The 17152-nt window shown below is 57.8% G+C and carries 16 protein-coding genes; 6 read left to right on the top strand and 10 right to left on the bottom strand.

The window, feature by feature from the left end:
- Window positions 1-5 precede the first annotated feature (5 nt).
- Window positions 6-281 (bottom strand): phosphopantetheine-binding protein, encoded by a 276-nt coding sequence (locus B9H00_RS13020; protein WP_174678728.1) that lies wholly within the window; start codon window positions 279-281, stop codon window positions 6-8.
- 118 nt (window positions 282-399) lie between these two features.
- The gene (locus B9H00_RS13025) at window positions 400-1152 is read right to left on the bottom strand and encodes a beta-ketoacyl synthase chain length factor (RefSeq protein ID WP_086901004.1); all 753 of its coding nucleotides are present in this window, start codon (window positions 1150-1152) and stop codon (window positions 400-402) included.
- A gap of 196 nt (window positions 1153-1348) precedes the next feature.
- Between B9H00_RS13025 and B9H00_RS13030 the strand changes: the two genes are divergently transcribed.
- Entirely contained in the window at window positions 1349-3001 is a 1653-nt protein-coding gene (locus tag B9H00_RS13030) for a pectate lyase family protein (RefSeq protein ID WP_086901005.1), read from the top strand.
- 22 nt (window positions 3002-3023) lie between these two features.
- On the opposite strand, the gene B9H00_RS13035 is transcribed toward B9H00_RS13030, so the two are convergent.
- The 4 genes from B9H00_RS13035 to B9H00_RS13050 all read right to left on the bottom strand — a co-directional run bounded on the left by B9H00_RS13035 (window position 3024) and on the right by B9H00_RS13050 (window position 7721).
- Window positions 3024-4562, bottom strand: a complete 1539-nt coding sequence (locus B9H00_RS13035) for a PhnE/PtxC family ABC transporter permease (RefSeq protein WP_086901006.1) — start codon at window positions 4560-4562, stop codon at window positions 3024-3026.
- Window positions 4549-5244 (bottom strand): ATP-binding cassette domain-containing protein, encoded by a 696-nt coding sequence (locus B9H00_RS13040; protein WP_086901007.1) that lies wholly within the window; start codon window positions 5242-5244, stop codon window positions 4549-4551. Before B9H00_RS13040 ends, B9H00_RS13035 begins: the two co-directional genes overlap by 14 nt.
- Window positions 5245-5248: 4 nt before the next feature.
- Window positions 5249-6100 (bottom strand): putative selenate ABC transporter substrate-binding protein, encoded by an 852-nt coding sequence (locus tag B9H00_RS13045; RefSeq protein WP_086901008.1) that lies wholly within the window; start codon window positions 6098-6100, stop codon window positions 5249-5251.
- Window positions 6101-6278: 178 nt separating this feature from the next.
- Window positions 6279-7721 carry a sugar porter family MFS transporter gene (locus B9H00_RS13050; protein WP_236944281.1) on the bottom strand — a complete coding sequence of 481 codons (1443 nt, stop codon included), beginning with the start codon at window positions 7719-7721 and terminating at the stop codon, window positions 6279-6281.
- Window positions 7722-8332: 611 nt separating this feature from the next.
- Between B9H00_RS13050 and zwf the strand changes: the two genes are divergently transcribed.
- The 3 genes from zwf to B9H00_RS13065 all read left to right on the top strand — a co-directional run bounded on the left by zwf (window position 8333) and on the right by B9H00_RS13065 (window position 11278).
- A complete protein-coding gene (zwf, locus tag B9H00_RS13055) occupies window positions 8333-9814 on the top strand; it encodes a glucose-6-phosphate dehydrogenase (protein ID WP_086901009.1) in 1482 nt (493 codons plus the stop codon).
- A gap of 2 nt (window positions 9815-9816) precedes the next feature.
- Window positions 9817-10494, top strand: coding sequence for a 6-phosphogluconolactonase (pgl, locus tag B9H00_RS13060; protein ID WP_086901010.1), 678 nt, complete (start codon window positions 9817-9819; stop codon window positions 10492-10494).
- 121 nt (window positions 10495-10615) lie between these two features.
- Window positions 10616-11278 carry a bifunctional 4-hydroxy-2-oxoglutarate aldolase/2-dehydro-3-deoxy-phosphogluconate aldolase gene (locus B9H00_RS13065; protein WP_086901011.1) on the top strand — a complete coding sequence of 221 codons (663 nt, stop codon included), beginning with the start codon at window positions 10616-10618 and terminating at the stop codon, window positions 11276-11278.
- Between the two features lie 194 nt (window positions 11279-11472).
- Here B9H00_RS13065 and B9H00_RS13070 read toward each other — a convergent pair whose 3' ends face one another.
- From B9H00_RS13070 to glk, 3 genes are read right to left on the bottom strand one after another with little or no spacing between them, the layout of a single operon-like run.
- Entirely contained in the window at window positions 11473-12336 is an 864-nt protein-coding gene (locus tag B9H00_RS13070) for an aldo/keto reductase (RefSeq protein ID WP_086901012.1), read from the bottom strand.
- A gap of 5 nt (window positions 12337-12341) precedes the next feature.
- Window positions 12342-13211, bottom strand: coding sequence for a D-hexose-6-phosphate mutarotase (locus B9H00_RS13075; RefSeq protein WP_086901013.1), 870 nt, complete (start codon window positions 13209-13211; stop codon window positions 12342-12344).
- Window positions 13208-14170, bottom strand: coding sequence for a glucokinase (glk, locus tag B9H00_RS13080; protein ID WP_086901014.1), 963 nt, complete (start codon window positions 14168-14170; stop codon window positions 13208-13210). The genes B9H00_RS13075 and glk overlap by 4 nt, the downstream gene beginning before the upstream one ends.
- Window positions 14171-14660: 490 nt before the next feature.
- Here glk and gap point away from each other — a divergent pair, with 490 nt between their 5' ends.
- Together gap and B9H00_RS13090 are read left to right on the top strand one after the other, a co-directional pair.
- Complete coding sequence (gene gap / locus B9H00_RS13085) at window positions 14661-15662, top strand: type I glyceraldehyde-3-phosphate dehydrogenase (RefSeq protein ID WP_086901015.1); 1002 nt, start codon at window positions 14661-14663, stop codon at window positions 15660-15662.
- A 104-nt stretch (window positions 15663-15766) separates the two neighbouring features.
- Window positions 15767-16447 carry a haloacid dehalogenase type II gene (locus tag B9H00_RS13090; protein ID WP_086901016.1) on the top strand — a complete coding sequence of 227 codons (681 nt, stop codon included), beginning with the start codon at window positions 15767-15769 and terminating at the stop codon, window positions 16445-16447.
- 293 nt (window positions 16448-16740) lie between these two features.
- Here B9H00_RS13090 and B9H00_RS16810 read toward each other — a convergent pair whose 3' ends face one another.
- Window positions 16741-17088, bottom strand: a complete 348-nt coding sequence (locus tag B9H00_RS16810; RefSeq protein WP_147376549.1) for a hypothetical protein — start codon at window positions 17086-17088, stop codon at window positions 16741-16743.
- Window positions 17089-17152 lie beyond the last annotated feature (64 nt).

Consider the following 17152-nt stretch of genomic DNA (forward strand, 5'->3'; position numbering starts at 1 on the left):
GAACCTCAGTCGCAGCGACGCTCGGCGACCAGAGCGCTGAGCTGTCTGAGGCTGGCAAAGTGTTCGCGGTTCTCCTCGGCATCGCTGTCCAGGCGGATACCGTAACGCTTTTGAAGCGCCAGCCCAAGCTCCAGCGCATCAATGGAATCCAGCCCCAGCCCGTCGCCAAACAGGGGCGCTTCAGGCTCGATGTCATCAGCCGTAATGTCTTCAAGCTCCAGCGCTTCGATGATCATGTTGGCGACATCGCGTTCGAGGTCGGTCAATGCAGTCTTGGCCATGTGGTGTTCTCCGCAGTCCTTGTTGTCTTGTTCGAACAGATGAATACGCTGCTGGAGGGGCATCTGTCCGATATGTTCGGGCGGCATATGATGCCAGAACCGAACATTGTTTGGGGTGCTATCCGCCGTGTGGTGTCCTGTCCATTACGCCGAGCAGCCAGTCAAGCCGTGGCGCGCGCGTTTTGAGCTCGCACCGCCCCATCAGCCAGTCGATCAGCAGTGGCGGTGTCACGGTCGGCAGCGAATCAACAGGAGGTTCAGCCGGGTTCGCCTGCAGGGCGATGGCATCGGCGGCAGGTGAGAGTGACAGCTCCATCAGCATGGCGGAGGGCGCCTGCGGTGCCTGGGTCTGGATGCGATAACGGTCGGGGACCGGCGAGTCGGTCAGCACCAGCATGACACTATCGTATCCCTCTGCCAGATAGCCGCGGGCTTCACTCAAAAGCGCCTCGAACTCTTCCCCGGCAGCGGCCAGCGCGGCCATCGAGGCGTGATTGTTAAAGGCAATCGAATAGACGCCAAGTACGGCGTTATGAACCGACAGGCCGAAGCGAGCTGGCGATAGCGGCTCGCCCTCAAACAGCGTATCCAGCATGTCCAGCGGACGATGACCGTCCCCGTGGCGTGAGGCATGCAGTATCGGCATGGCGATACGCTCATGAGCGCCCATGTCACCAAGCAGCGTACACACGGCACGCCCCAGTGGCGTCAGGCGTCGTCGCAGCAGGGCCGGTACACTGGTGGCCGCCGGCTTTTCATCGGTAATGACACCGGCTGGCACCTCTTCGCCTGCGCGCTCGGGAAGCCAGGCGCGCCAGCGATGAAGATAGAGCGTAGGTTGTGCTGTATCAGCATGGGATAAGCAGTCCATGCGAGCCTCCCGGAAAATGACATCTGATTGTAAGCGGCAGGCGTGGTTTCATAAACCGCAAGTATGACAAACATGACAGACACGGGTGATGAGACGCTCCAGCCGGTGACCGCCACAATGGCATGGCAGTGTCTGTTCAAAACAGGTGTGATAACCCCCTGATTCAAGCCTTTTATGGCTTTATACGGAGTTTGGAATGGCGCTTTCTACAGACGATCGCAACCGCCGACGCTTTATGCGTCGTGCACTGACGCTGCTGCCTGTTGCAGGTATGGCAGGGGCATTGACGGCCCCGGAACATGCGCAGGCCAGTGAGTCACGTGAGCGATCCGAAGCGCTCGACATGACCGCTCGCAATAACGTGATTTACTGGGGCGCCGACCCGACCGGCAAGCGCGACAGTTCGGCAGCCTTTGTGCGCGCCGCGCGCTCCAGCATCGTCAACAGTCTTTATGTACCGCCCGGACGCTACGCGATCGGACAAACGGTCGATCTCAAGGGCAAGAATCTTGTCGGCCCCGGCAGGCAGCGTTTCAGAAACGAGGGCAACGCTGTTCTGATGCCCTTTCATTCGCTGGGTGATGGCGTCATGTTCACCGATCACGGCCCGGTGATGCGTGACCTCAACTTTTCCAGCGGTCAAAAGGGGCGATGGAAAGGCACCTATATTGTTGGGCCGGGCTACAACACCGTTGTTGAAAACGTGCACTTCGCCTCGGGCGGTATCGGTATCCGCGTTAAGGGCATCATGGTCAATTACAACCTGGTGCGCTGTACCTTTATTGGCATGGGAATCGGCGTACAGGTCGATGACGAAAAGGGCAATAATTCCACCACGGCACGTTTTGTCGGCAACGAATTCAACTATTCCGATAATGGCATTATCTTCGAGAAAAATGTCTATGGGGCGACCTTTCAGGACAATATCTTCGAGGCCATGAAAGGGGATGCCATTCGTGCAAGGCTGATCTATCGCTCAAGCTTTATTGGCAACTGGTGGGAGGGCCGCAACAAGGGCAAGGCACCCTGGCCCTGCGTGCGCACGACCGAAAGCCAGCAGTTCATGAACTGTTTTGCCACCTCCAATACCTGCGTCTACGGCTGGACCAACGTTTTCGACAGCGAAAAACACAGTGGCAGCATGGGTGGTGTTTCGCTGGATGGGGGTGAAGTCGTTATTCGCAATTCAACCGGTAACGCGCTGCGCCTGTCGCCGGACGCGATACGTGCCGAAGCGGATGCCTGGAAGGAAGCCACGCCGCTGGTCATCCAGTCGAGTCACTCTGAAAAGACCCGTCAGACCAACCCGATTGTGTTTCGCCATAGCGGCCCCGAGGGTGATGTGGTGTTCGATACCGACAGGGACTCGGGCAACAAGGGCGTGTGGGATGGCCGTCTGCGCTTCGCCTCCCAGGTCAGCAGCGATGACAAGGTGCTGTATGACGACTACCGGGTAAATCGGGGGCGTCCCGGCGTGGTTGGCGAAACGTCGCTGGTGGATAAAAAGGGCAAGGTGCGTCATGCCCTGACCGGTATCCCTCAGTTCGTTAAATGGCGTAAGGGCGGCGATGGACCAGGCTGTGACTTCTTCACTCGCTGTGAGGTCGTCGACAAGGGGCAGGTCGAGTTCTCCTTCCCTGATGGGGAAGTGGAGCTGCGTGATCCGATCATTACGGTGACGGTAGATGATGCCGGCATTGTCCATGATGGCATCGAGTATCTTTCGGCCTATTCGGGTTCGGTGAAGTATCAGGCCTGGAAAGGCTTTCGGGTTCGCTTCGTTGACCGCAAAAGCGGACAGCCAACCCTGCCGGAGAGCTTCAATCTCTCGATCTTCCACCCGGGGTGAGGGCAGGCCCGCCCCGGTGTCGCTAAACGCTGTCGCCGACCGGTGCCGGTCGGGGCTGTTCGCGGCGCTCGGGCAGGGCGTCCGGCCGCAGGCGCCGTGACAGCACGTCCACGACCATATTGATGCCGGCCGTCACCACCAAAAGGGCGACGGCCTGATCGAACATCAGGTACTCAAAGCTTGAGTCGATATGAAAGCCCAGCGTCACCACGCCCAGCATCCCCAGCAGCGCCGTCTCACGCATGATGACCTCGGCACGGTAGAACAAAAGCGCCAGAATGCCGGGATAGACACGCGGCAGCAGCTCATGACTGTACAGGTTGATGCCGCGAATACCTGGCAGCCCGGGAGTGATCTCATCGGCGTGACGCGCCGCCAGAAAGGCAATCAGGGCGCCATTGTGCAGTGAAAGCGCGATCCATGCCGGAAGCAGTGACGGGCCGGTCAGCAGCAGCAGAATAAAGGCCAGCAGCAGTTCCGGGGTCGATCGCATGACAATCAGCGCCCCGCGACCCATGGTACGGGTAGCACGGTTGCCGAAATGGCGGCTGACCAGTGGCCAGGCCAGCAGGCAGGCCAGCAGCGAGCCCACGGTGCTCATCAGTCCCAGCAACAGGGTATTGCCAACGGCGGGAAGAATGTCCGGCAGCCGGGCAAACCACTGCGGCATGGCGGCGAAATTGCCTTCCAGTAGCGGTCGCGGCCAGATGTCATGACTCAGGAACTGCCATAAAAGCGTCGGATTGACGCTGGGCCAGGGCCCCAGCAAAAACGCCGTGCCCACCAGCCAGAGCAGCAGCAGACGTCGGTGCGCCCACCAGGGCAGCAGGGCGATCAAAAGGTAAAAGGCCCATAGTAGGGCGCCTCCTTCATGGTATCGCCCCTGGCGAAAAGCGCTTTCCATGTAATAGCCCAGTGTCGGTAGCCCCACAAACCCCAGTAGAATGCTGGCTCGCAGCGCGCACTCGAAACGATAGCGGGTGTAGCCGGACAGTCGCTGCCAGGCCAGCGGCAGCTCGGTATACACAAACCGCGACAGTCGGTCGGTGTGGGGCGACAGCGTCTGTGAGGGGCTTCGATCAATCTGGGCCAGAATTTCGGCGTAGACCTTGGCGAAGGTGGCGGCATAGGGCAGGGCTATGGCGGTCAACGCCGTAATGGCAGAAAGCCCGAAGACCTGAAGAAACAGCAACGCCCAGAAAATCTCGTGGATGGCCCGCACAAAGGCGCACAGGCTGCGCACCACGCGAGAGCGCATGAAAATCAGCGCCAGTGGAAATCCGAGCACCATGCCCAGCACCACTCCCCACAGGGCAAAGGCAATCGTCAGAAGCAGGGCGTGCAGAGGCGACTCGGTCGCCGTGATGTCCGGCAGGATCATTCCCTGAAGCATACGCCCCAGTTCCTTCCACGGATCACTGGTGGTGATCGATAGATCCGCCAGGGGCAGCAGCGCCAGAGTAATGGCCAGCATGATCAGGGTCAGACGCAATAGCCTGGCGCCGACATTGTCGCCGCGAAGCCAGCTGAACCAGCCGGGCGGTGTCTCAGCTCGTGACATAAAGCACGTCAAGATCGTGTGACGACAGCTCGCTGGCCGGCGCATCAATGATGACGTGCCCGTCATCCAGACCGATGATGCGATCAAAATGGGCCAGTGCCAGCTCGCGCTGATGCAGGGCGACCACACAGGTCTCGTGACGGGCGTTGATCAGCTCCAGCAGTCGAACGCCCTGACGGGGGTCGACGCTGGCTACAGGCTCATCTCCGATAAAGACCGGGCGCTTTTGATATAGCGCTCGCGCAATGGCGACACGCTGTTGTTGACCGCCGGAGAGCTGGTCGACCTGACGCCGGAGCAGTCCGTCCAGCCCCAGTGTGCCAGCAAGCTCGCCGATCTCCTGCCAGCAGGTTGGCCTAGGGCGCAAAAGATTGATCAGGTTCTGCCAGCGTGAGTAATGGGCCAGACGGCCCATGTAAATGTTGTGATAGGCCGAAAGCGTCGGCACCAGAGCATTGGCCTGTGGACACCAGGCGGCCTGGTCGCCGAGCCGAACGCGCAGCGCGTCGAGCAGGGTCGACTTGCCCACACCGCTGCGACCCAGCAGGGCGATACGATCGCCCTGCGAGATATGCAGTGTCAGGTCAGGAAAAACAACACGATTGTCGTGACCGAGCCGGGCATGTTCAAACCCGGCAAGCACGCTCGCGGCGCTCGGCCCGACAGAGGCAGTCTCCAGCATCGTCTTATCGCAGCAGACCCAGTTCCTGGCCGACCTTCTCAATGGGCGCATAGTCCTCATTGGAGGCCGGAATAAAGCCTTCACGAGGGAAGCTTGCCAGCAGATCCGGGTCCGTCATGTCCAGCAGGGCCTTTTGAACGTGCTGTGTCGTATCGGCGCCGTAATGGTCATCGACATCCCCGCGAATGGTCCACTGGTAGTCAGGATAGGCCGGCGTGGACCAGATCACGTGTACCTTGTCGGTATCTACCCGGCCATCGGCCACGGCGGCATCCCAGACGGTGTAGTTGAGTGCGCCGATATCAAAGGCACCCGATTCGACCAGTGTCATGGTGCGTGTGTGATCGCCCGAATATCCCACGCGGGAAAAGACCTTGTCGGGGGCTTCGTTGAAACGCTCACGCAGATAGTAGTCCGGCATCAGACGACCGGATGTGGAGGTCTTGGCGCCGAAGGTAAAGGTCTTGCCCTCGATGGCATCAGGCAGTTCGGATTGATCGGCCGGAATATTTGTGTCGGCGTTGGCGATGAAATAGGTCTTGAACTCGGCGTCTTCCTTGCCCTGGGCAATGGCTTTCGACCCGGGCACAATCTGACGGGCCTGAACGCCGGTCAGCCCGCCAAACCAGGCCAGCTGAACCTGATCGTTGCGAAAGGCACTGACCGCCGCGGCATAGGACTTGACCGGTACATACTCGACATCAAGCCCCGTTTTTTCGGACAGATAGTCGGCGACCTTGTCAAAGCGCTCTACCAGTCTGGCTTCATCCTCATCGGGAATGGCGGTAAAGCGGAAGGTGTCGGCGAACGCCGAAGTGCTCAGCATGACAAGGGAAAGGGCAACGAGACTGCGCATCGGGGAAACTCCTCAGAAGCGTCGAGTAGGGTTAAGCATGCATGCTAGCACGCCATGATGGCTATATACGCCACCGCTGATATTTTTGTGCGCCCGGGTATAAGCGCCCAAAGGAAGAAGGAACAAGAAAAACCCCTCTCAAAGGAGAGGGGTTTTTGAGTATACGGATACCGGGGAGTCAGCTGCCGATGTCTTTCAAAGGTTTGCCACTCATCAGGTTTTTCTCAATCTTCTCAAGCGAGATACCCTTGGTTTCCGGAATCAATAGCAGCGTAAAGATGATAAAGACCACATTGAGTACCGACAGAATGCCAAAGGTCATGGCACCGCCGATGGCAGCAATCATGACCGGGAAGAACTGGCCGATGGCAAAGTTGCCTACCCAGTTGGCGACCGTTGAGCAGCTCAGGCCGAAATCGCGGCCATTGAGCGGTTGGATCTCGGCACACAGGGTCCAGATCAGCGGGCCTGCCGACATGGCAAAGCCGGCCACAAAGATCAGAAGCGACGCCATGCCGGTGTACTGCAGGAAGGTGGTTGTCGGGCCAATAACCAGAATCGAGGCTAGGACGGCCATGCTGGCGGCCATGACGGCAAAGCCTGCATACAGGATGGGCTTGCGACCCAGACGATCAACAAAACCGATGGCAATAAAGGTCGCCAGTACGTTGACCAGACCGGTCGCCACCGTGCTCCAGAGCTGAGCGGCAGTACCTTCAAAGCCTGACATCTGGAAGATCTGGGGCGCGAAATACATGATCGCGTTCATGCCGGTGAACTGCTGCACCAGTTGCAGGCAGATGCCCAGCATCACGGAGCGGCGGAAATTGGGGTTTTCCTTGAACATCTGGAAGCCGCGACTTTTCTGTTCGGCGTTGATGCTCTCCTCGATTTCGCCCATCTCATAGTCGATTTCGGTCTTGCTGCTGCGCAGCTTGTTAAGCACCGCGCGCGCTTCATCAAAGCGATCACGTGAGGCCAGCCAGCGCGGGCTATTGGGAACCATGAGCACGCCGATGAACAGCATGGCGGCCGGAACCATCAGCACACCAAACATCCAGCGCCAGCTTTCAATGTAGCTGAAGGCCAGATTGGACATGAAGGCGGCCAGAATACCGATGGTGACCATCAGCTGATAAAAGGAAATGGTGGTGCCGCGGATTCTTTCCGGGGCCACTTCGGAGAGATACAGCGGCGCTGTAAAGGAGGCCACGCCCACGGCCAGCCCCAGCAGGATACGGGCAATAACCAGAACGTTCGGACCGGTGGACATCACAGCGACAAGTGCGCCGACAAAAAAGAGAAGCGAGCTGTAAAGGAGTGCCTTCTTGCGCCCGAAACGCTGCGAGATGGCACCTGCCCCCATGGCCCCCAGGGCGGCACCGACCATCATGGAGCTGACGATCCAGCCTTCCATCAGGGTGGAAACGTGGAACTCGTTGACGATAAAGGGCAGTGCCCCCGAAATGACACCGATGTCCATACCGAACAACAGGCCGGCCAGTGCGGCCAGACCGCAGCTTAACCATACCATGGGGACAATGTCGGCATTTCTGACGGCGTCCGGTTTTGCCTGCTGGTTTTGTGCAGCGCTTGAGCTGCTGCCCGAGTGACCTACCATATCATTTTCCTTGTACTTCAAGGGTGAAGGAGTTGCTTAATCGTGTCAGCACCAGGTTAGCAGTATCGCTTCAAAGGCGCTGCGCCATTGCGGGCATTCGCGCTCATCTCCAGCGGGTGGGTTTGGTCCAAATGGACTGCTGTGAACACACCCACGAAATGCTCATTGATCAACAACGGTTAGCCCATGAATCATGCGCACCATAATAAAGTTGTTAAGCTGGGGTAAGGCCAGTCATTATTGCCATTTGTTAGACCAAAGACTTATGACCAGGGCCTGAGAAGATGGCTTTCACAATCAGGGTGTTCTGAAAATCTCATCCCCAATGTAAAAGAGTGCTGATATCATTGGATCTTCATGCAGCCTCGATGCCGCCGAACTATCCTGTCCCTGTCAAACGACGCATGATCAGGGTTGTGCGCAGCCATGTCCGTGTATCAACGGTTTGCCAGCCATGTCAGATGTATCGGTTCGACAGTATCCATGCCCGCAAGGGAAGATGATGGGGCTGCTATCGGCTGCCCTGATGGAAGTGAAGCAATGTGTTGCGAGGATAATGTCCTGATGTCTAACGTTGTCGGAAATCTACCAAACCGGGAAGGGAGCACGGCATGAGTGTGAGCGACGACAACAGTACTGCTGTCGATCTGGCGCTTTTTGGCGCGCTGGGCGATCTGGCCCTGCGCAAGCTATATGTCGCGCTTTACCATCTGGATCGCGAAGAGCTGATGGCGCCAGAGACCCGAATTCTGGGGCTTGCCCGGCAGGAATACGATAACGATGCCTTCCGCGCACGCGTCCGCGATGCGCTGGAAACCCGGGTGCGCGCCGATGAGCGGACCGAGGAGAGCATGAATCGGTTCCTGGCGCGTCTCGATTATATCGAAATCGATTTTGCCTCCCCTGATAGTTACAACCAGATTGCCCAGTGGCATGGCAATAGCACGCGGCCGCTGACCATCTATCTGTCAGTGCCGGCTCGGCTGTACGGCGATATCTGCGCCAATCTGTCCAGCGCCGGCTGTCTTGATGATGAATCTCGTGTGGTGGTTGAAAAGCCGATCGGCTATTCACTGCAGACCTCCGAAGAAATCAACGACGCCATTGGTGCCGTCTTTGATGAAAGCCGCATCTATCGCATCGACCATTATCTGGGCAAGGAAACGGTCCAGAATCTTCTGGCCCTGCGCTTTGCCAACCCGCTGTTTGGCAGCCAGTGGAATCAGAGCCATATTTCGCACGTCGAGATTACCGTGGCAGAAACGGTCGGGATCGAGGGTCGCTGGGGTTATTTTGACCAGGCCGGTCAGCTGCGCGACATGGTGCAGAACCATCTGATGCAGCTTTTGTGCATGATCGCCATGGATCCGCCCTCCAACCTGGATGCCGACAGCATTCGCGACGAAAAGGTCAAGGTGCTCAAGGCGCTTCGTCCGTTCGAGGGCGCACGTCTTGATACCGATGTGGTCAGGGGCCAATACATTGCCGGTACCATCAACGGCAAGTCAGTGCCGGGCTATCTTGAGGAAGAGGGCGCCAACGTTGATTCGCGTACCGAAACCTTCGTTGCCTTCAAGACCGAGATCCAGAACTGGCGCTGGGCAGGGGTGCCCTTCTATCTGCGGACCGGCAAGCGCATGCCGGAAAAACTCTCGCAGATCGTGATTCACTTCCGCCCGCAGTCGCACTACATCTTTGATAACGATCAGCGCAACATGGCCGCCAACAAGCTGATCATTCGGCTGCAGCCTGATGAAGGGATCGCCCTGCAGGTTCTGACCAAGGACAGCGGGTTGGACAAGGGCATGCGATTGCGCACCGGACCGCTTCATCTCGACTTTCATCAGGCCTTCCCCTCGGCACGCATTCCCGATGCTTACGAGCGGTTGCTGCTTGAGGTCATGAAGGGTCAGCAATATTTGTTCGTGCGTCGCGATGAGATCGAACACTCCTGGCGCTGGATTGATCGCCTGATTCAGGGCTGGGAAGCACGTGATATCGTGCCCAAGCGCTATCCGGCGGGCTCGTGGGGGCCGGTTTCCTCCATTGGCATGATCACTCAGGACGGACGCAGCTGGTATGAAGACTATTGATCATGAAAACGACTGATATAGATTCACGTGCTCGCGTGGCCCATGATCTGGCGACCAGCGTGGCTGGTGCGCTCAGAGAGGATCTGGCGCAGCAGGAGCGGGTGACGCTGGTGCTCTCGGGCGGCAGCACACCCAGGCCATTCATGCAGACGCTGAGCAAAATGGAATTGCCCTGGTCACGAGTGGATATTACGCTGGCCGATGAGCGCTGGGTGCCAACCGATCACGACGACAGCAACGATCGCTTCGTTCGGACCCATATGTTGATCAATGCAGCGGCCGAGGCTCGTTTTCAGCCGCTCGTCAACGATGAGGCCACGCCTGAAGCCGGTGTCGAAGAAGTCGGACAGCGTCTTGCCGCGCTGACCTGGCCTGCCAGTGTCGTGGTGCTGGGGATGGGCGGTGACGGTCATACCGCGTCGCTTTTTCCTGACAGTCCCGAGCTTGGCGATGGGCTAGGAAGCGATGCGCTGGTCGTTGCGGCGCATGCCCCCAGTGTTGCTCAGCCACGCATTTCCCTGACGCGCCATCGACTCATGCAGTCACGCCGTCGCTATCTGCATTTTAACGGTGCGGATAAAAAGGCAGTGCTGGCCCGCGCGATGGCAGGCAGTGATCAGGATGAGTTGCCGATCCGGGCTTTTCTTGATGCGCCGCTGGCACTTTACTGGGCTCCATGACACGATAAAGCCTATCCCGGTATGTGAGATAATGCCGGGCAGGAAACACGCCAGGTCGAGAACGTCTGTCTCGGCCTGTATAGCATGGCGTATAACGCCGGGGTGACGATCAGGAGGCTTCATGGCATCGGACAAGCAGCTACCGTCCACACGTACGACTGAAATTGACAGTATCTGTCAGCGGGCCACGGTAATTCCGGTGTTGACCATCCATCGCATCGAAGATGCCGTGCCCCTGTGCCGGGCACTTTATGAAGGTGGTCTGACGGTACTGGAAGTGACTCTGCGCACGGACTGTGCCATGGAAGCGCTTTATCGCCTGCGTGATGAACTGCCTGAAGCCAGTATCGGTGCTGGAACGGTATTGACCCCCGCACAGTATCGTCGTGCTGAAGATGCCGGCGTGGATTTTGTCGTCACACCCGGCACCACTGACCGTCTTTACGAATATGGCATCCAGAGCCCGGTACCTTTGCTGCCGGGTATCTCGACGGCCACAGAGATTCTGACCGGCTGGCAGTATGGTTACCGTCGCTTCAAGTTCTTCCCGGCCGAGGCCAGCGGCGGTGTTGCCGCGCTCAAGGCGCTGGCAGGCCCGCTGGGTGACGTACAGTTCTGTCCGACCGGTGGTATTACCCCTGATAATGCAGCCAATTATCTGAAGCTTCGCAATGTCATGTGTGTGGGTGGTACCTGGGTGACGCCAAAGGAATTGATCGAAAAAGAGGACTGGGACGGCATTCGCGCCATTGCTCGCGAAACCGTATCGACCATCAAGCACTAAAGACACTGAATGATCAGACGGCAGGACATTCATGATCCTGCTGCTACCGGCTCTCTCGGCAGCCTCGGCTGTTGTTTTGCCCGTCTCTTTTGAGGCGGGCTTTTTTTGGTCATGACCCAGCGCCGGCATGCACCGATAAAAAAGGCTGCCCGTTGGGAAACGGGCAGCCTTGAGTACATCAAGGGAAGTAGGCGTCAGGGCACGCGATAGGCGCGCACGGCCTCCAGCAGGGCGAACCACTCCTGCCGGATCAGCGTCAGTCCGGCATCCTGTGCCAGTGCCTGCAGTCTCACAGGGCGCAGCGTCCCCACAACGGCTCTGGGCTGGCCGGGAATGGTATGAAGCCAGGCCAAGGCGACACCGCCAGGGCTGGCCTGATGAGTATCGGCCATGGTCCTGAGCATCTGACCCAGTTGATTTTCAAAGATGCGGCCGCCCCATAACGGAGAGCCGGCAAGACCGGCCATATTGTCGCGTTGCATGCTGTCCCACATGCCATCAAAGAGCATCTGACTGCGAGCGATCGACATCTCCATCTGCTGACAGGCCAGTGACGTCTTCATGGCGGCCTGTAGATGCCGCCACTGAGCGGGCAGAAAATTGGCCACGCCAATCTGGCGTGCTCGTCCACTTTCAACGATGGCATCCAGCGCGCGCCCGGTGGCCTCGACATCCATCAAGGGGTCGGGACGCATGAGCATAAAGGTGTTGAGCTGCTCGACCCCCAGCTGTTTCAGCGTACGATTCACCACCCCATCAAGATACTCGGGGCGGGTGTCGTAATATTTGGCGCCAAAATGGTCTTCATTCTGACGAGCCGGCACCACACCCGCACTCATGTTGAAGCAGAGCTTTTGCCTCTGATCTGCCGGAAGCTGACGGATGGCCTGTCCCAGCAGGCCTTCACGGTCCTTCTCGAGATTGCTGTGGCCAAATTCGCAGAGCCCTTCTTCAAGGCGCTGCTGAAACCAGCCTGCCAACGACTCGGGCGTTTGCAGACTGTCGTAGTACGGAAGCTGGCGCAGACCGATCACGAAGGGCGCGGCTGTCATGCTCATCAGGCTTATTCCTGAGCGGAGGATTCAGGACTTATATGCATCGACAGGACGTGCTGTGCCCCGGGGGCAAGCCAGACCGGATCCAGCCGGGTGCAGGCCGGTTCGATGCAGATAAAGTTCAGGCGTTCACGTTCTGGAATATCAGTCGGCAACCTGTCGCCCGGATGCCAGACCACGGTAGAGTCGCTACCCTGCTTGGCAATTCTCAGACGTCTGTGGCCATCATCAAGTATCAGCGGTCGGCTGGAGTGATGAATACGGTCCAGCGCGCCACGAATGCCCAATACACCATTTTGTTCGGCTTCGGCGTAGTCGGCCAGCTTGTCCAGATAGCGAGCACCACCCAGCCCCTCGATGCGACACTGGTGGGTGTCCGGTACCGAGAAATAGGCGTGCAGGGCCTGGGTCAGGCGTATCGGTGTCTCACCGATGTGTTCGGTGACAAGTTCCATGGCCAGGCGCTGGGCATTGGCATGAATGACCAGGCGAGGTGCCAGGGAGTCATGCAGCCGCGCTTCGGGGGAGAGGTGTATTTCCACGCCACCTTCCACATCTTCATCCACGGCATCGATACGCCAGTTGGCGGTACGCGCAAGACCATGCATCGGGCCGTTGCCATCTTCGGGCTCACCAAACCAGGGCCAGCACAACGGTACACCGCCGCGCAGAGCTTCAGGCGGTGCCTTTGGCGTTGATGTTGTCCAGAGCCATCCCCGCTCTCCGGCCGGTGCATAGTGCAGTAGATGGCCGCCGTGACGAGAGAGAATGAGCTCTCCCCAGTCATCATTGATCACCAGCAGCGAGCGGCCCTGCCAGGTGGCATCACGCTGCCCCTGCGTGGCCGATAAAAGCTCGCTCAGTGCATCCGGGATCATGTCACCTCCTCGTTGTGCAGTGCTTCGGCAGCGCCCAGCAGTCCGGTCCATTTGGCGGTCACTACCCAGGTCGCGATATCGGCATTGTAGGGGCTCATGCGTCCCTTGTCGGCAAAGGCCTTGCGAAAATCGCTGATCCGAAGCGTATCAAGGATACGAGGCAAAATCCCCCCACACAGATAAACGCCACCGCGAGCGCCCAGTGTCAGGGCGGCATCGCCCGTAGCATCGCCGAGGATCTTGCAAAAGCGCAGAACGGCCTGGTGAGCTACCGGGTCCTCTTCGCTGCGAGCCGCTTCACTGACGCAGGCCGGCGTGCTGAGGGTACAGTCATGGCCTTCGAACTCACACATGGCGGTATAAATGTCCAATAGCCCCTGACCGCACAATACGCGCTCGATCGAGACGCGACCGTATCGGCCGCGAAACCACTGCAGCAGACGAATCTCGAAATCATCGACCGGCGCGAAGCTGGCATGGCCACCTTCGGCAGAAAGGGGTATCCAGAAGCGCTGGCTGGGCGCCAGACCGGCCAGACCAAGGCCGGTGCCGGGGCCAATGACCAGGCGCGCTCGCCCGGGCTCACTGTGTCCATCGCCGAGATTGACCAGATCCTCATCAGGAATGTGGGGCAGCCCCAGGGCCATGGCGGTAAAATCGTTGATAACCTTGAAGTTATCCAGCTTGAGGCGCTGTTTCATGTCGCTTTTTGAAAAGCGCCATGGATTATTGGTCATCTTGATTTCATCATCGTGTACCGGGCAGGCAAAGGCCAGACAGGCTTCATTCGGTCGCTCGCTTTCGATGCCGGCAAGGTAGGCGTTGACCGCCTCATCGAGATTGGCGTAATCGGCACAGGCCAGCGTCTGGATATCGTGCAGATCGAAGGCGCCGGGGGTCACCAGAGCGAAACGGGCATTGGTGCCACCGATATCGCCGACCAAGGCGGGGCGTGTCATGGCGGATGGTACTCCTGAAGTTCTGTAAGTCCTTGAAACAAATCCTGCATCATCAATGCCGCCAGAATATCAGTCATCATGGCGCCATGCTGATGCGAGGTGTTTGCACAGGATAAGACATGTCATATAGCAAGGACTTTACCGGGTTGCGCCTTGTTTGACACGATTCATGTCCTTTTTGGAAATCGTGCAGGCTGACGTATTCTGTTCAGGGGTAGAGAAGGAGCGACGTCCGCGGCCTGGTCAGGCCAGGGTCTGGCGTAATTTGCCATCCGGGGCCAGACTGGTTCGAGTATTCCATGGTGGCAAGCTGAAATGCAGATGCCTGCCCGAATGATTCTTGATCATCGGACAAGCCATTTCCTGCACTGGGCCATTGAGGTCATAAAAAACAACCCCACGTTAGATATCAGGGGCCGAAAACCGAGAGAATTGCGGCTCATTAACCTGTCGGTGATGAGCTTTATCCAATATCGCAGGAGGAGAAAACATGACGCTTCGTGTCGCAATCAACGGGTTCGGACGTATTGGACGTAATACCTTTCGCGCGCTTTATGAAAGTGGTTATCGTGACCGTATCGAAGTCGTGGCCATCAATGATCTGGGCGACCCGGCGCTGAATGCGCTACTGCTGGAAAATGACACCACACACGGCCATTTCAATGCTGAAATTACTCATGACGATGAAAGCTTCACCGTCAACGGGGACCGTGTTCGCATTCTCTCCGAGCGTGATCCGGCCAATCTTCCGTGGGGCGATCTGAACGTCGATCTGGTCATGGAATGCACGGGTATCTTCACCAAGCGCGAAGCTGCGGCCAAGCATATCGAAGCCGGTGCCAAGCGGGTGCTGATCTCCGGTCCGAGTGGTGATGCCGATGCCACGATCGTATTCGGTGTCAACGAGCAGGTACTGGAAGCCGGTCATACGGTCGTGTCCAATGCCTCATGCACCACCAACTGCCTGGCGCCGGTGGCCAAGGCGCTCAACGATACCGTGGGTATCGAAACCGGGCTGATGAACACCATCCATGCCTACACCAACGACCAGAACCTGTCGGATGTTTATCACTCCGATCCGTTCCGTGCGCGCAGTGCCACCCAGTCGATGATCCCGACCAAGACCGGGGCCGCTTCTGCCGTGGCGAAAGTTCTGCCCGAGCTGGATGGCAAGCTGGATGGCTTTGCCATTCGTGTACCGGTCATCAATGTTTCGGTCGTGGATCTGACCTTTACGGCTTCGCGCGAGACCAGTCGCGACGAAATTAATCAGATCATGCGTGATGCCGCTGCCAAATCGGGCGTGCTCAACATCAACGAAAAGCCGCTGGTGTCGATCGATTTCAACCATAACCCAAGCTCCTCGACCTTTGACACCAACCATACTCGTGTCAACGGCAAGCTGGTCAAGGTTCTGGCCTGGTACGACAACGAATGGGGCTTCTCCAACCGTATGCTGGACACTGCGCTGGCCATGGGGAAAACGCTTTAAATCATTTCTTTCAGCACCATTGCGGTATGATCGAATCAAAGGACGCCTTCGGGCGTCCTTTTTTGACACCGCTTTTTCGAATTTTACGTTCTCAAGGAGGAGACATGACACAAACACTACTGGCCTTTGACGTCTACGGCACATTGATCAATCCGAACGCCATGGCTGACATATTGCGCCCAACGATTGGCGAGCAGGCAGAGAGCGTGGCAGCCCAGTGGCGTGCCAGCCAGCTACAGCTGTCCTTTCGCCGGGGTCTTATGGGTCGCTATGTCGAATTTTCGGTCTGTACACGTGATGCTCTGGATGTGGCCATTGCGGCACAGGGCGTCGAGGTGGCTTCCAGCACCCGCGACGACTGGATGAAGGCCTATTCCAGTCTGCCGGCCTTTGAAGAAGTTGATGGTGCGCTGGCATCACTGGTCGCCGCCGGCTATCGCTGTGTGGCGTTCTCCAACGGAACGGAAAAGGCCATGCAGGAAGTGCTCGAAAATGCAGGGATTTTTCGTCACTTTGAAGCGATGGTCAGCGTCGATGATATCAAGCGCTTCAAGCCCGATCCGGTGGTGTATCACCATCTGATACGTCGCATGGAAGTGGAACATGGCAATACCTGGCTTGTTTCAAGCAACAACTGGGATATCCAGGGTGCGCGTCATGTGGGATTGAAGGCCGCCTGGATTCATCGCGACCCGACCGCTTTGATAGAGGACCCATCACTGGCGCCCAATATTGAAGTTAATCGCCTGGATGAGCTGGCTGATCGAATGGCCAGCGCGCGCTGATATCGAGCCACCATCGGGTCATTCAGCATGCCCTGATGCTGAAAATCCACCTAGCCGGAAGCGTCATGGGTGTCGCATTATGGCGACAATTTAATTGACAAATAACCTGTCTTCTGATCAGTTGGTTATGTTAAGGTTGCTATCCAATTCGAATAAATTGTCAACCTTGAATTATCTGTCTGCGTGCAGCAATGCACCCGAAATGACTGCCGCCAATGGCAGCAACAGGTCAGCCAGCCATGCCATATGTATCCAAGAAACAATGTGTCAGCGGTGTGCATCAGCTTCTGGGATCAACGCTGAGGGATGCACGTCGGGAGCGGCAGGGGCGCATTGTTGGTATCGATCAGACGCGAGAGCATCCTGTCATTGATGTGATCTGGCAGGGTCAGCCCCGCGCGGAACGCATTATCATCACCTGTGATCAGCTTCGTGATCTGGTTCGAGCAAGCCTTGCGCGAGAGGCTGCGAAGACGCATGGAGCAGCCTCGACTGATGCCGCCCTCGGGCAGGTGTCTGACAAGGAACCCGTCATTCTTGCCGAGCAGCGGCGCGCCTGAATTATTCCTTGCCTGTCTGTTTTTGAAAGAGGGCTTCGCCATGACTGGCGAAGCCCTCTTTCTCATAATGGAAAGCAACATGGCCCTCCAGGTATCCATGATGTCTTATACTGCCAATCATAATGACGTCACATAATGCTCTTAC

It is taken from the genome of Kushneria marisflavi, from assembly GCF_002157205.1.
Taxonomy (GTDB): domain Bacteria; phylum Pseudomonadota; class Gammaproteobacteria; order Pseudomonadales; family Halomonadaceae; genus Kushneria; species Kushneria marisflavi.